Here is a 13,781-nt window from a genome sequence, read left to right as displayed (position 1 = left end):
CCCAAGTGCCCGAGTCACCGGTGCAGCCGGGACCCGGTTCGTGACATGATCGACTGTTGTGAATAAGCGCCCTTCACCCCTGAACACCGCTGCAGCGCGCCCCTCCAAGGCTGCCGCAGCTGCCGGTGTTCTCCGGCGTACCCTGGCGCTTGGCCTTCTGGCCTGCGTCGTTGCCAGTTTCGGACTCACGGCAGGGACCCGTGCCGAAGCTGACCGGCCGCGCACCTTTTCTGAGCAGGCCCTCAATGAGGCGTTCGCCACGGCACGGGTCCTGGCCGCGGATGCCGCCGGCTTGGAAGTACCCGCACCGGCAGCCGCGGAGCTCAAGCTGCAGGCACAGACCCTGACAGAGCAGGCGCTGCTCCTGGCCGGCCCCGGCGGCACCACGCCTCCGGCCGGCGCCCCGGAGGCGGCAGGGAGCTCCGGCGAATCGTCAGGTACCTATGTGCAGGCGCTGCAGGAAGCGGCGAAGACCAATCTGGAAGCAGCGGGACGGGCCGACTACGGAACTGCCCGGCTGCTGGCCTCAGTTGGCGCCGGACAACTGCTCCTGGCACAGCGGGCTGCAGACGCCCTGGGTGAAACGAGCGAACCGCTGCAGGAATCGGGCTGGACGCCGGTCCTCGAGGAAAGTGCTGCGCGGTGCACCAACAGCGACGCTGCCTCCGACCGCACCCAGCTGCGTGACCGCCCAGGGGCAGCCGAGTCACTCCGTGCGGTGCTGGATGCCGAGTTCGGCGCAGTCTATGCCTACGAGGTGGCGCAGGCCCAGGGCGGGAGTTCCTTCGCCGTACTGGGACAGACCGCTGCCGAACAGCGTGCAGCCCATCTCAAGGCCGGCGAGGATGGCGTACGGCATCTTTCGTCACTTTGCCTCCCGGCAGTCAGCCCGCTGCCCGCCTACTCGCTGTCGGCGGAGTTTATCGCCGACCCGGCCGGAAGCCTGTCCGCGATGGAAGCGGCGCTGCCCGGCATCTACGCTGATCTTGCCGGCTCCAGCGACGGCGCCCTGCGGTCCTGGGCCATCGACAGGCTGGTGCAAACCTCCGTGGCTGCGTACTCCGATTCGCGCCTTCCTCCCGCTTCACCGGGGATCACCGCCGACCCGGCCAGTCTGCCCTGGGCAGCCGGCTGACCCTTTGGCACCAGGCGGCTGCACACCGGTGTACTGGCCGGACAGGGCTGCTGCCCCTACTCTTGTTTGATGGCCGCGGCTGATGCGGCTGTAGTTTTCATCCCCATCCCATCCGGGAGGCACCATGGCAGCCGCCGTCACCGTACCCGAGGCGCTGCGCCTGCGCTATCTGCGGACACGGCAAGGCAGGGAATGGCTGGATGGACTTCCGGAACTCGTGGAAACCGCGTTGGCGGACTTTGGCATGGTCACCGACCCCGGCGCAGCTGCCCACAGCTGGCACGGACACGGTGCACTCGTGGTACCGGTGCGCTCCGCCGCCGACGGAACCCCTGCCGTACTGAAGTTCCCGTACCCGCACCCGGAGTCCGCCACGGAAGCGGCGGCCCTGCAGCTGTGGAACGGCACCGGCGCCGTGCGGCTGCTTGCCCAGGACCCGGCGGGCACCACGCTGTTGCTCGAGCGGCTGGATCCAGGAACCACCCTGGCCCAGTTGCCCGTGCAGCAGGCCGCGGAGGTGTGGGGCGGACTGATCCGGATGCTGTCCCTTCCCTCCGGCGATGACCCGCTGTGGGCAGCCGTTCCGTCCGTCGCCGAACACGCGGAACAGCTCTCCGATCAGCTGCCGGCGGAGTGGGAGGCGCTGGGCCGGCCGTTTGAACGCTGGCTGCTGGAGGAGGCGCTGCAGGTCTGCCAGACGCGCGGCGTCGTCGGCCGCCGCTGGAACCGGGATGTGCTGGTGCACGCAGACCTGCACTGCGAAAACGTCCTGCACCGCCTCACATCCAACAGCGGCTGGGCGGCGATCGATCCCCAGGCGGTCCTCGGGGAACCCGAGTACGCCGTCGCACCCATGCTGTGGAACCGGTTGGAGGACCTGGACCCGGACGCGCCTGAACAGTCGCTGCAGGACCGGCTCCGCCTGCTCTGCGACGCGGGGGGCCTTGACCCGGATGCGGCCAGGGAATGGAGCATCCTCCGGGAAGTCGTCAACGCGGTGGAGTACGTGGGCGAGGGGCAGCACGGGGATGCCCGGCGCTCGGTGTGGGTGGCCTCCGCACTTGCAGGGCGCCGCCACCCGGGGCTTCCGCCCGTCTGGGATCTTCCCGCGGCCTGATGCAGCGGACCTAGCCGCTGAAGTTCTCCATCCAGACATCCGTTCCCAGTTTGATGATCAGCGCGCCGACCACCACCAGGAACACGATCCGGATGAACTTGCTGCCCTGCTTCACCGCCATGCGTGCGCCGATGTAGCCGCCGGTCATGTTGGCGAGTCCCAGGATCAGCCCCAGGCCCCACAGCAGCGAACCGTGCGGGAGGAAGAATGCCAGGGCCCCGATGTTGGTGGCCATGTTCACGATCTTGGCCTTGGCGCTGGCGGCCAGGAAGTTGTACCCGAGGAGAGTCACCATGGCGATGATGAGGAAGGATCCCGTGCCTGGTCCGATCAGCCCGTCATAGAAACCGATCACCGCTCCGATGGCGCCTGCGGTCCAGTAGTGCCGGTTCCCGGTATGGCGGAGCTTGGTCAGCTCCCCCACCGTGGGCTTGGTCGCAGTGAAAACGGCAACCATGATCAGGGCCACCACAATGATGGGTTTGAATACCGACGCCGGCAGTGACGCCGCGAGGACGGCTCCGCCAAAGCTGGCCGCCAGAGCGACTCCGGCCATGGGCAGGGCCGTCTTCAGGTCCGGATGAGCGCGGCGGTAGTAGGTCACGGCGCTGGTGGTGGTTCCGAAGACGGAACCCATCTTGTTGGTTGCCAGCGCCTCGACAGGAGTGATTCCGGGCACGAGGAGAAGCGCGGGCAGCTGGAGCAGGCCGCCGCCGCCCACGACGGCGTCGACCCACCCGGCCGCAAGGCCCGCCACGACCACAAGCGCGATGGTGGCGAGCGTTATCTCCTCGAGCCCGGAGACCACTTAGGTGCTCAGGACCGGGCAGCGCGGAGCACGTACTCCACGGCCTCGGCAACGGGAACGTTCTCTGCCTCGCCGGTGGCGCGGTCCTTGATCTCGACGACGCCGTCGGCCAGGCCGCGGCCAACCACCAGGATGGTCGGAACGCCGATCAGCTCGGCATCGCCGAACTTCACGCCCGGGGAAACCTTGGGACGGTCGTCGTAGATAACCTCCAGGCCGGCTGCCTCGAGCTCTTCGGACAGCTTGGCTGCAGCCTCGAAAATCTCGTCCCCGCGGCCGGTGGCGACAACATGGACGTCTGCCGGTGCGACGGCGCGCGGCCAGATGATGCCCTTCTCGTCGCGGTTGGACTCGGCCAGAGCTGCAACGGCGCGGGTGACTCCCACGCCGTAGGAACCCATGGTCACGGTGGCGAGCTTGCCGTTCTTGTCCAGGACCTTCAGGCCCAGGGCTTCGGCGTACTTGCGGCCCAGCTGGAAGATGTGGCCCATCTCGATGCCGCGGGCGGCTTCCAGGGGTCCGGAGCCGTCCGGGGCTTCGTCGCCTTCGCGAACCTCGACGGCTTCAATGACGCCGTCCCAGGTGAAGTCGCGGCCGGCAACCAGGCCGATCACGTGCTTTCCGGCCGCGTTGGCGCCGGTGACCCAGCGGGTTCCGGACACCACGCGGGGATCCACGAGGTACAGCAGGCCGGTGGCGGATTCGGTGCCCAGCACAGCTTCGTCCAGGGACAGTCCCGGGCCGATGTAACCCTTGACCAGTCCCGGGTTCTTCTTCAGGTCGTCTTCGGTGGCAGCTTCGATGCCCACTTCACCGCCGATCTCAAGGTGCGCGCCGATGTTGGCTTCGATGCGCTTGAGGTCCACGGCACGGTCGCCGGGAACGCCGACGACGACGATCTGCCGTTCGCCGGTGGGCAGCGTTACCGCGAGCACCACGTTCTTCAGCGTGTCAGCCGCGGTCCATTCGCCGCCGTCCTTCGGGAAGCGGGCGTTGACGTCCGCCACCAGCGTCTCGATGGTCGGGGTGTCCGGGGTGTCCACTACCTGCGCGGCGGGAGCATTGGCGTAGTCGACTGCTTCGGGGGCAACGGTGGTCACTGCCTCGACGTTCGCTGCGTAGCCGCCGGCCGAACGGACGTAGGTGTCCTCGCCGACCGGAGTCGGGTGCAGGAATTCCTCGCTCTTGGATCCGCCCATGGCTCCGGAAACAGCGGAGACCACAACGACGTCGAGTCCCAGGCGCTCGAAGATGCGCAGGTAGGCGCCGCGGTGCGCCTGGTAGCTGGCTTCGAGGCCTTCGTCGTCGATGTCGAAGGAGTAGGAGTCCTTCATGATGAACTCACGGCCGCGGAGCAGGCCGGCCCGCGGCCGTGCTTCGTCGCGGTACTTGTTCTGGATTTGGAACAGGGAGACCGGCAGGTCCTTGTAGGAGCTGTAGAGGTCCTTGACCAGGAGGGTGAACATTTCCTCGTGGGTCGGTGCCAGCAGGTAGTCCGCGCCCTTGCGGTCCTGGAGGCGGAAGAGGTTGTCCCCGTATTCCGTCCAGCGGTTGGACGCTTCGTAGGGTTCGCGGGGCAGCAGGGCCGGGAAGTGGACTTCCTGGGCGCCGATGGCGGCCATTTCCTCGCGGATGATGGTCTCCACCTTGCCCAGCACCCGCAGGCCCAGCGGCAGCCACGAGTAGATGCCGGGAGCGGCACGGCGGATGTAGCCGGCGCGGACGAGCAGGCGGTGGCTGGCGACGTCGGCGTCTGCCGGGTCTTCGCGCAGGGTGCGCAGGAAAAGGGTGGAAAGTCGAAGGACCACGCGTCGAATCCGTTTCTGCAGCCGTTGGCTGCACCTAAGTAAGAAGTTCTACGTACTAATCTAGCCGCTTGCTCCGGGTCTCCCTGACACGCACGCAGTGTGGCGGGCCGGTGCCCTAGAGGACGATCAGGCCCAGGTTTTCGAGCATGGCGTCGATCACCGCTGCTGCTTCCTGCACCGCGGCCCGGGGATCGGCGGGCGCGGGCGTGGACACGACAATCCGGACGCTGCCGGTCCGCGCACTGACCACCACCAGCTGGGTCCGGCTGCCGGCGCCGCTGACGGTGGTGTTCAGGGCAAGGGTCTGCTCCGCAGCGGTGGAGGCGTCCAGCTGCGTGTTGGTGATGGTGACCTGCCGGCCGTCCTGAGACATCTTCACTTCGGCGCAGCCGGTCAGGACGGCCTCGTCAATATAGTCGAGCCTGTCCAGAAGGGAATCATCAGCGTAGGCGGCGACGTTGAGCACCGTCGGAGCTTCACCCGCAGGGCCGTAGGCCAAGCCTGCCAGGGAGGCGTCCCGGACCGCTGCGACCGAGTCGGTGACTGCGATCCCGGCACAGGCAGCCGGGTCGAAAGTCACGCCCTCCGTGGCTGGTGAACCGGTGGGAAACGCTGCCCGCAGGGACTCTCCGCTGAGGACCTCGCCGCCGAGTCCCAGGTTCCTGTTCACCGACGCAACGGCCGCTTCCAGGCGGTTCGGAGAAAAGGCCGGTTCCTGGCCGGCGTTTCCGGCATCGGGCCCGGTGGTGCCGGTGGAGCTGCGCGGAGTTCCGGCGTCCGGACTGGCGGCGTCCGGACTGGCAGGGGCCGGACTGGCAGGGGTCGTTCCGGGCTGGCTGCCGGGAGAAACGGTCCCGGCAGGCGAGGTGCCCTGCTCCCCCGGGCCGGGCGTGCCGGTGCAGCCGGTAAGCAGCTGGCTGCCGGCCAGCAGGCTCCCGGCCAGCAGGCAGGCAGCAGCGCGAAGCGATGTCATGGTTGTTCCACCCTACGGTCCGGCTAGCGGCAGCGTAAGGGCCGCTGTGCTCAGAAAAGGATGGTGGCGAACGTACCCACCTGCTTGAAGCCCACGCTTTCGTACGTGGCCCGGGCAGGGGCGTTGTAGTGGTTCACGTACAGGCTCGTGACCGGAGCGAGCTCCTGTGCGTACCGGACGACGGCGGACATGTAGCCGGCGCTGAGGCCCTGCCCGCGGTAGGCCGGGTTCATCCAGACGCCCTGCACCTGGACGGCGCTGCTGGAGACCGTTCCCAGTTCGGCCTTGAAGATCACGTCGCCGGCCGGGTCGAATTCCACCAGCGAGTGTCCCTTTTGGATGAGCGAAAGCACACGCTGCCGGTAATGGCGGCTGCCTCCGGCAACCGGGGAATAGCCCACTTCTTCCTCGAACATCGCGGTGCAGGCCGGAAGCAGCCGGTCCAGGTCCGAGGGGCGTGCCTTGCGGAGCCCGGGGGCCGGCGGAACATCGGAGGCAGCGGAGATTTCCAGCAGCGGCTGGTCGGCACGGACATCGAAGGGCCGCGGAGAGGTGTGCCGCAGCTCGGACCAGAGGGACAGCACGGCTTCGGCTGGGCCGAAGAGGGAAGAAAACCTGCGCCCGGTGCGGGCGAGGTACGCGCCGATCTCGGGACCGGCGTCGGCGCTCACAGCCGTGGGGACCACGTTGACGCCGGCCCAGCAGGCGGCAACCAGCTCGCCGCCGTCGAACACTCCCAGGATCTGGCCGCCTGAGGCGGTGGGCGCGGCCGTACCGGCGGTCTCCAAATGGGAGAGCAGGAACGTGTTCGCCACGGCATCCGCTGCCGCGAGTTCGGTCAGGGCCGCGGTGTCCGCGGCAGAGAGGATCCGCAGCGTGCCCAATGGGTGCCCGCTGCGGATCTCAGAGCCGGCCTTAGCCGACGGTAACCATGGGGCCACCCGTGCCAGCATCCTCGCCATCGGCCTCCCCCATATCTTCCGCGATCCTCATCGCTTCTTCGATAAGGGTTTCCACAATCTGGTCTTCCGGCACGGTCTTGATGACTTCGCCCTTGACGAAAATCTGACCCTTGCCGTTACCGGAGGCTACACCCAGATCAGCTTCGCGCGCCTCCCCCGGCCCGTTGACGACACAGCCCATGACGGCGACGCGCAGCGGGACCTCCATGCCTTCGAGTCCGGCGGTGACCTGTTCGGCCAGCGTGTAGACATCCACCTGGGCGCGGCCGCAGGAGGGGCAGGACACGATTTCAAGCTTGCGCGGACGCAGGTTCAGGGACTGCAGGATCTGGTTGCCGACCTTGATTTCCTCCACCGGAGGGGCGGACAGGGACACGCGGATGGTGTCACCGATGCCCTTGGAGAGCAGTGCCCCAAAGGCGGTGGCGGACTTGATCGTTCCTTGGAAGGCTGGTCCGGCTTCGGTCACGCCCAAGTGCAGGGGCCAGTCGCCGCGCTCGGCCAGCAGTTCATACGCGCGGACCATGACCACGGGGTCGTTGTGCTTGACGGAAATCTTGAAGTCGTGGAAGTCGTGCTCCTCGAAGAGCGAGGCTTCCCACACAGCGGATTCCACCAGGGCTTCCGGAGTGGCCTTGCCGTACTTCGCCAGCAGCCGCGGATCGAGGGACCCGGCGTTGACACCGATGCGGATCGAGACGCCTGCGGCCTTGGCCTCGGCTGCGATCTGCTTGACCTGGTCATCGAACTTCCGGATGTTGCCCGGGTTCACGCGGACCGCGGCACAGCCGGCCTCGATCGCCGCATAAACGTACTTGGGCTGGAAGTGGATATCGGCGATGACCGGGATCTGCGACTTCTTCGCGATGATCGGCAGGGCGGCAGCGTCGTCGGCGCTGGGGCAGGCAACCCGCACGATATCGCAGCCCGACGCCGTCAGCTCAGCGATCTGCTGCAGCGTTGCATTGATGTCGGTGGTCGGAGTCGTGGTCATCGACTGGACACTGACCGGAAAGTCCGACCCGACGCCGACGGAGCCCACCTTGATCTGGCGGGTCTTGCGCCTCGGAGCGAGGACGGGCGGCGGTGCTGCTGGCATTCCAAGGTTGACCGAGGTCAAAGCTTCCTCCATGTGCCCAAGGGGCAAGTATTAGTCTGTGAACGGCGCGCAGGGGCGCCTTCCCTATTATCCACCTGCCCGCGCGCAGAGCGCGGGCAGGTGGAGCGAATATCACTCTGGGCTTAGGACGCCAGGTGCGAGAAAGCGCCGGTAACGGGCTGCCATTCGGTGGTCTTCAGCCCCGAGATGCCTCCGCCGACGGCCAGGGGATCCTGCTTCAGCAGGTTGTTCAGGTCTTCTTCGCTCTCCGCCGTGAAGATCAGCAGGGCGCCCGCGCCGTCGGCAAACGGTCCGCTGGCCAGGACCCTGCCTTCTTCCACGAGGGCTGCAAGCCACTCGCGGTGGGCCGGACGGTGCTGCGCGCGCAGCTCTGCGGACTCGGCGTCGTACACGTACTCAACGGCAAAAATACTCATGAATTCCACCCTAAGGGATTCAGCCCTGCAGCAGGGCCATGCGGACTGCTGCGGCGACCCCCACGGCCCAGAGCATGGACGTGAGCGTGCCGATGATGAAGCGTTCGGCCGCGGCCGGTGTTTCCTTGAGCTCGGCGTACCGGCCCAGTCCCTTGATGGCCACGACGTACGCGATCGCCACGGGTTCGTCAGCGAGGACGGCGGCGGCCACGGCAAGCCGTTCCAGGAAACCGATCACCAGCCCGCCCCGCAGGATCACCGGCCCAGCGGGCAGGGGCGGCCGGCGCGGAAGGGGCGGCAGCGGATGTACCGCGGCTCCTACCGGATCCCGGACCTGGTCAGCAGCGGGGTCGCTGAACGGATCCAGGCCGGGGCGCGCCGCTTCGACGGCCCGCGCCAGTTTCAGGACACCCGACGTGACGGGCCATCCCCCGACTGCGGCGGCCGCCAGTCCAAGCACGATCCATAAGACGTCCATGACGTTCCTCCCCCTTTGATGCCCCGGGTCAGCTGTGGTTCCCGCCGGCAGCCCGGTCGGCGCGCTCCAGGAGCACCGCTGCGGCGGGACGGGCGGCCCACTCTTCCTGCCAGCCGGCACGCCGGACGGCATTGCTGACGGCCTGGGAACTGACCCCGAGCATACGTGCTGCTTCTGTCTTGGCTCCCCATTTATGCGGTTCGACGTGTTCCAGGATGCGCCACTCGGCCGGACTCCGGTCGCAGACCAGCCGGGCAATCAGGACCAGGACGGCCTCAGCCTGCGCCACTGCGGCGACCGTCTCCGGGTCCGCCCCGGGCCCGGTGCCTGCCGATGCGACGGCCAGCGGCGGACGGTCCCCGGTCTTTTTGGCACGTTCGACGGCGTCGCGTGCGGCGACGAAGGCATCTCCCCCGGCCTCCCGGGAGGAGGCGGGCAGCGGAAGGCCGACCTCGCCGACCCCGATCCCGACGGACCATCCGCCCTGGCGAAGGGCCAGCAGGGCTGCATCCACCACCGTGCCGGCCGATGAGGTGACGCCCTGGACCTCATCGCCCACGGTGCGTTCAAACGGGAGATCCAGGTCCAGGGGTCCGAGGAGGTCCAGCAGCTCCGGTACCCGGTCGGCACTGTTCCTGCTGTCTTTTTGGTCGATCGTCATGACGAACATGTTGAAACCATATTCGCTTGCAAATCATATTGCAATCAAAATGCGTTTCAATTCAACTTGAAACCTAGCTAGAACAGGCTGACCGGCTTCACGATGTCCGCGTAGATGAGCAGGGCACCCATCCCCATGAGCAGCACCGCCACCGCATAGGTCACCGGGAGCAGCTTGGCCATGTCGAACGGCCCCGGATCGGGACGCTTGAAGAGTTTGGCGAAACCGCGCCGCAGCGACTCCCAGAGCGCCCCGGCAACGTGCCCGCCGTCCAGCGGCAGCAGCGGAATCAGGTTGAACACGAACAGCGCCAGGTTCACGCTGCCCACCAGCCCGATCAGCGTGGCCACACGGTTCTGCACCGGTGCTTCCTCCATGGAGGAAATCTCTCCGGCGATCCGGCCGACACCCACAACACTCATGGGCCCGTTGGGATCGCGTTCCTCAGTGGAGAAAGCAGCCTGGGCCACATCGGCAAGCCGCTGCGGAAGGTTGATGATGACGCCGGCAATGCCCTGCAGGTTCTCCCCCACCATGGGCAGCACTTCAGTGGCCGGCTGGCGGACCAGTGCCGTCTGGGATCCGACGCCGATGAAACCGACCTCCTGCGTGACCGGATTGCCGCCGTCGTCCAGCACCGGCGTGCCGTCCTCTTCCGTGACGGGACGTTCGGTCAGCAGCGGCGTGATGCTGGCCTCCGCCTGCACTCCGTCCCGCTCGTACGTGACGGTGACGCTGCGGCCCGCAGCTTCACGGATCAGTTCGGAGAGCTCGGCCCAGCCGGCAACCGGCTTGCCGTCAAAAGCGGTGATGGTGTCCCCGGGCAGAAGCCCGGCTTCGTGTGCTGGAGCAGCCGGGTCGGTATCGGTGCACTCTGACTGCCCCGCGGCTGCCTGGCTGCCGCTCACCACGCACTCACTGACCGATGCCAGCGTGGTGGTGCTTTGTGAGGTGCCGAAGCCCATGAGCAGCACGGCAAAAAGCACGACGCCGATCAGCAGGTTCATAAACGGCCCGCCGAGCATGATGATGATCCGCTTCCAGACGGGCAGCTTGTAGAACACCCGGTTCTCGTCCCCGGGTTCCAGGCGGTCGGTTTCCGCCTGCCTGGCATCCACGGCGAGCTGCTGGAACATGCCGGTGCTGGAGCGGCGGACATCGCCGTCGGCCGTTTCCTTGTTCGGCGGAAACATGCCGACCATGGAGACATAGCCACCCAGCGGAAGTGCCTTGAAGCCGTACTCGGTTTCGCCCCGCCTGCGGGAGAACACCGTGGGGCCGAAACCGATCATGTACTGCGTAACGCGGACCTTGAAGGCCTTGGCCGGAACCAGGTGCCCTACCTCGTGCAGCGCAATGGACACGGCGATGCCGACGGCCACGAACAGCACACCCAGGACAAAGAGTAAAACGCTCAACGGACTTCCTTTGGATCAGGGCGGACTACGCCGGCCGGCCGCAGCGGGCACGGGCAGCCGAGCGGGCCCATTGTTCTGCTGCCAGCACGGACTCCAGCGTGAGTATCCCGGTCTCCGTGTGCTCTGCCAGCACGGCGGCGATCGTATCAACAATGTCTGGGAATCCGATGAGACCGTCGTGGAAGGCATCCACGGCTTCCTCATTGGCAGCGTTGTAGACGGCCATCCCGGTCCCTCCGGACGCCGCTGCTTCCTTCGCCAGCCGAACGGCAGGAAAGGCTTCCTCATCCAGCGGTTCAAACGTCCACTCCGCGGCCCGGGTCCAGTCACACGGCACTGCGGCTCCGCGGACGCGGTGCGGCCAGCCCATGCCCAGGGCAATCGGCAGGCGCATGTCAGGCGGGGACGCCTGGGCGATCGTGGAGCCGTCAATGAACTGGACCATGGAATGGACGATGGACTGCGGATGCACGACGACGTCAATGCGTTCCAGCGGCACATCGAAAAGCAGGTGGGCTTCGATGACTTCCAGGGCCTTGTTCACCATGGTGGCGGAATTGGTAGTGACCATCCGGCCCATCTTCCAGGTGGGGTGGGCCAGCGCCTGCTCCGGTGTCACGTCCGCGAGTTCCGCGCGCTTCCTTCCGCGGAAGGGCCCGCCCGAGGCGGTGACGACCAGCCGGTCAACTTCGTCGGGGGTGCCGGACCTCAGCGCCTGGGCCAGAGCCGAGTGCTCAGAATCCACCGGTACCAGCTGCCCGGGCCGGGCGGCCTGCTTCACCAGTGCTCCCCCGACGATCAGGGATTCCTTGTTGGCCAGCGCCAGCAGGTGCCCTGCTGCCAGCGCGGCAAGGGTTGGTTCCAGGCCGATCGAACCGGTCATGCCGTTCAGGACGACGTCGGCTTCCGGCCACGCGGCGATGGCCGTCGCAGCACTGGCACCGACAAAGAGCTCCGGTTCGTAGCCGGTGACGGACGCAGCCGCGCAGGCCCGCGCTATCGCTGCTTCCAGGGTCCGCAGGTCCACGGCGGCGCAGCCCACGGCGGCGGCCCGTGTCTGGACCGCCTGCCCGGCCAGCAGGTCCAGGTTGTTGCCGCCTGCGGCGAGGGCCACGATTTCGAAGCGTTCCGGCGCGGCGTTCGCCACGTCGATTGCCTGCGTTCCAATGGAACCGGTGGAGCCCAGGAGAATCACCCGGCGCGGTGCTTGCTCGGCGGTCAGGGGCACGGAGGCATCAGGTAGCTGCATGGTTCCCAGTATTCCGCACCCGGCCTCCACCGCACGCCGCACACGGCCTACAGCGCAACAGGCAACGCGGCAACGGCCTCCGGAATCGTCTCCGTCCCGGTGACCAGGCCCAGGACCTGCCCGACGCCGCGGCCGCTGGTGACGAGTTCAGCCAGCACAGCGGCGACGTCCTGCCGCGGAATCGTGTTCGGGGCGACATCCCTGCCCAGCTCCACCAGCCCCACCGGATCCCCGTTGGTCAAGGCCCCGGGCTTCACGATCGTCCAGTCCAGGTTCTGGCGTGAGCGCAGGTCCTCTTCCGCCGCCAGTTTCGCTGTGAGATAGGCATGCATGGTGTCGGACAGGCCTTCCGGGCGCCCGTCCCGGACGGTCTCCGTGCCGGCTGAGGAAATCTGGATCAGGCGCTGCACTCCGGCCTGCTCAGCGGCTTCGGCCAGCAGCACGGCCCCGGCACGGTCCACCGCATCCTTGCGTTCACTGCTGCTGCCCGGTCCGGCGCCGGCGGCGAAGACTGCAAGGTCGGCTCCGTTCAAGACCTGGGTCACGTCTTCGAGGGTGCTGTTTTCCAGGTCCAGGACAACGGGCGCCACGAGATCGCGCTCCAGGTCCTCGGACTGGTCAGGATCACGGATCAGGCCCGCTACGTCGTTGCCTGCGGCCGTCAGGAGGCGGCCGGTTTCGCGTGCAATCTGCCCATGGGCTCCAGCTATGACTATGCGCATAGCCCCAGTATCGGCGGGCGCCGCACAGATTTCCCCGGTTTGGCGAAAGTTCTTCCCGCTTTGACAGGAACCTGCTGCTGTACCGCGGATCAGGTCAGGATGCCGGCCCGGCGCAGGGTTTGTTCTGCCTGGCGCAGCAGCGGTCCGTCGATCATCTCGCCGCGGAAACTGAAGACGCCGCCCTGGCCCTTGGCTGCGGCCAGCACTTCCCTGGCATAGTCCTTTTCCGCTTCGGAGGGTGCGTACGCGGCACGCACGGCGGCCACCTGCCCCGGATGGATGCAGGCCTTGGCAGCGAACCCGGACGCGGCGCCGTCGCGCGCTTCCTCTTCCAGTCCAGCGGTATCCGCAATGTTCCCGTAGATCGAATCGATCGCACCTTTGCCGAAGGCTCCGGCGGCCAGCAGGACGGCGGAGCGCGCGGCGACAGCGACGCTGCGGTAACTGCCGTCGGCCCTGCGGCTGGATTCGCCGCCGAGGGAAGCCAGCAGGTCCTCCGCTCCCCACATCAGCGCCGCCACGTTTTCGGCCTGGGCGATCTCCGCGGCCCGGACGACTCCCAGGGCTGTCTCCAGCAGGGCTACGACCTGGTATTTGCGCAGGGCATGCGCAATGGCCTTGGGGTCCTCGGCCTTGGCCGCCATGACGTACCGGTAGCCGGTGACGGCGAGCGCCTCGAGGTCGGCACGGAAGGAGGTGCTGTCCACGGGGTTTACGCGCACGATGGTCCGCTCCGGGTCCAGCGCAGAGGCTGCCAGGTTTTTCCGGGCCTGCTCCTTGTCCTCGAACGCTACTGCGTCCTCCAGGTCCAGGATCACGGCATCGGCACGTTCGGCTGCTTTGGCGAACCGGTCTGCGCGGTCCGCGGGGCAGAACAGCAGGGCAGGTCCCATGGGGAAGGCGGTCATGTGCTT

Annotated in this window: 14 protein-coding genes; 2 read left to right on the top strand and 12 right to left on the bottom strand. The window is 67.3% G+C overall.

Annotated features, from left to right (window positions below; translation table 11 throughout):
- The first annotated feature begins 58 nt into the window (after positions 1–58).
- Both TVB01_RS00480 and TVB01_RS00475 read left to right on the top strand, forming a co-directional pair.
- Positions 59–1,135 carry a DUF4439 domain-containing protein gene (locus TVB01_RS00480; protein ID WP_422453251.1) on the top strand — a complete coding sequence of 359 codons (1,077 nt, stop codon included), beginning with the start codon at positions 59–61 and terminating at the stop codon, positions 1,133–1,135.
- Between the two features lie 124 nt (positions 1,136–1,259).
- Complete coding sequence (locus tag TVB01_RS00475) at positions 1,260–2,252, top strand: aminoglycoside phosphotransferase family protein (RefSeq protein WP_422453249.1); 993 nt, start codon at positions 1,260–1,262, stop codon at positions 2,250–2,252.
- A 10-nt stretch (positions 2,253–2,262) separates the two neighbouring features.
- Here the strand turns inward: TVB01_RS00475 and TVB01_RS00470 are convergent, their stop codons facing one another.
- The 12 genes from TVB01_RS00470 to TVB01_RS00415 all read right to left on the bottom strand — a co-directional run bounded on the left by TVB01_RS00470 (position 2,263) and on the right by TVB01_RS00415 (position 13,775).
- Positions 2,263–3,060: a sulfite exporter TauE/SafE family protein gene (locus tag TVB01_RS00470; RefSeq protein ID WP_422453247.1), complete on the bottom strand. Its 798-nt coding sequence runs from the start codon at positions 3,058–3,060 to the stop codon at positions 2,263–2,265.
- A gap of 8 nt (positions 3,061–3,068) precedes the next feature.
- On the bottom strand, positions 3,069–4,868 hold the full coding sequence (locus TVB01_RS00465) for a proline--tRNA ligase (protein ID WP_422453245.1): 1,800 nt from the start codon (positions 4,866–4,868) through the stop codon (positions 3,069–3,071).
- A 115-nt stretch (positions 4,869–4,983) separates the two neighbouring features.
- Entirely contained in the window at positions 4,984–5,841 is an 858-nt protein-coding gene (locus TVB01_RS00460) for a hypothetical protein (protein ID WP_422453243.1), read from the bottom strand.
- Positions 5,842–5,891: 50 nt separating this feature from the next.
- Positions 5,892–6,794, bottom strand: a complete 903-nt coding sequence (locus TVB01_RS00455) for a GNAT family N-acetyltransferase (protein WP_422453381.1) — start codon at positions 6,792–6,794, stop codon at positions 5,892–5,894.
- A complete protein-coding gene (ispG, locus tag TVB01_RS00450; RefSeq protein WP_422453241.1) occupies positions 6,757–7,923 on the bottom strand; it encodes a flavodoxin-dependent (E)-4-hydroxy-3-methylbut-2-enyl-diphosphate synthase in 1,167 nt (388 codons plus the stop codon). Before ispG ends, TVB01_RS00455 begins: the two co-directional genes overlap by 38 nt.
- 122 nt (positions 7,924–8,045) lie before the next feature.
- Positions 8,046–8,339, bottom strand: a complete 294-nt coding sequence (locus TVB01_RS00445; protein WP_422453239.1) for a YciI family protein — start codon at positions 8,337–8,339, stop codon at positions 8,046–8,048.
- 19 nt (positions 8,340–8,358) lie between these two features.
- The gene (locus tag TVB01_RS00440; RefSeq protein WP_422453237.1) at positions 8,359–8,817 is read right to left on the bottom strand and encodes a hypothetical protein; all 459 of its coding nucleotides are present in this window, start codon (positions 8,815–8,817) and stop codon (positions 8,359–8,361) included.
- Positions 8,818–8,845: 28 nt separating this feature from the next.
- A complete protein-coding gene (locus TVB01_RS00435) occupies positions 8,846–9,487 on the bottom strand; it encodes a MarR family transcriptional regulator (protein ID WP_422453235.1) in 642 nt (213 codons plus the stop codon).
- A gap of 68 nt (positions 9,488–9,555) precedes the next feature.
- On the bottom strand, positions 9,556–10,896 hold the full coding sequence (locus TVB01_RS00430) for a M50 family metallopeptidase (RefSeq protein WP_422453234.1): 1,341 nt from the start codon (positions 10,894–10,896) through the stop codon (positions 9,556–9,558).
- Positions 10,897–10,921: 25 nt separating this feature from the next.
- A complete protein-coding gene (dxr, locus tag TVB01_RS00425) occupies positions 10,922–12,145 on the bottom strand; it encodes a 1-deoxy-D-xylulose-5-phosphate reductoisomerase (RefSeq protein ID WP_422453232.1) in 1,224 nt (407 codons plus the stop codon).
- A 47-nt stretch (positions 12,146–12,192) separates the two neighbouring features.
- Positions 12,193–12,867, bottom strand: a complete 675-nt coding sequence (locus TVB01_RS00420) for an NAD(P)-binding oxidoreductase (RefSeq protein ID WP_422453230.1) — start codon at positions 12,865–12,867, stop codon at positions 12,193–12,195.
- An 89-nt stretch (positions 12,868–12,956) separates the two neighbouring features.
- A complete protein-coding gene (locus TVB01_RS00415) occupies positions 12,957–13,775 on the bottom strand; it encodes an HpcH/HpaI aldolase/citrate lyase family protein (protein WP_422453229.1) in 819 nt (272 codons plus the stop codon).
- Positions 13,776–13,781: the final 6 nt, after the last annotated feature.

This window comes from Arthrobacter sp. 7Tela_A1, from assembly GCF_049311065.1.
GTDB lineage: Bacteria > Actinomycetota > Actinomycetes > Actinomycetales > Micrococcaceae > Arthrobacter_B.
This window is presented reverse-complemented; position numbering and strand designations above follow the sequence as displayed.

Excerpts from the sequence above, each read along its gene's own strand:
- TVB01_RS00475 (WP_422453249.1), top strand. The coding sequence starts at position 1,260 with ATGGCAGCCGCCGTCACCGTACCCGAGGCGCTGCGCCTGCGCTATCTG.
- TVB01_RS00460 (WP_422453243.1), bottom strand. The coding sequence starts at position 5,841 with ATGACATCGCTTCGCGCTGCTGCCTGCCTGCTGGCCGGGAGCCTGCTG.
- TVB01_RS00455 (WP_422453381.1), bottom strand. The coding sequence starts at position 6,794 with ATGCTGGCACGGGTGGCCCCATGGTTACCGTCGGCTAAGGCCGGCTCT.
- TVB01_RS00445 (WP_422453239.1), bottom strand. The coding sequence starts at position 8,339 with ATGAGTATTTTTGCCGTTGAGTACGTGTACGACGCCGAGTCCGCAGAG.
- TVB01_RS00440 (WP_422453237.1), bottom strand. The coding sequence starts at position 8,817 with ATGGACGTCTTATGGATCGTGCTTGGACTGGCGGCCGCCGCAGTCGGG.
- TVB01_RS00435 (WP_422453235.1), bottom strand. The coding sequence starts at position 9,487 with ATGTTCGTCATGACGATCGACCAAAAAGACAGCAGGAACAGTGCCGAC.
- dxr (WP_422453232.1), bottom strand. The coding sequence starts at position 12,145 with ATGCAGCTACCTGATGCCTCCGTGCCCCTGACCGCCGAGCAAGCACCG.
- TVB01_RS00420 (WP_422453230.1), bottom strand. The coding sequence starts at position 12,867 with ATGCGCATAGTCATAGCTGGAGCCCATGGGCAGATTGCACGCGAAACC.
- TVB01_RS00415 (WP_422453229.1), bottom strand. The coding sequence starts at position 13,775 with ATGACCGCCTTCCCCATGGGACCTGCCCTGCTGTTCTGCCCCGCGGAC.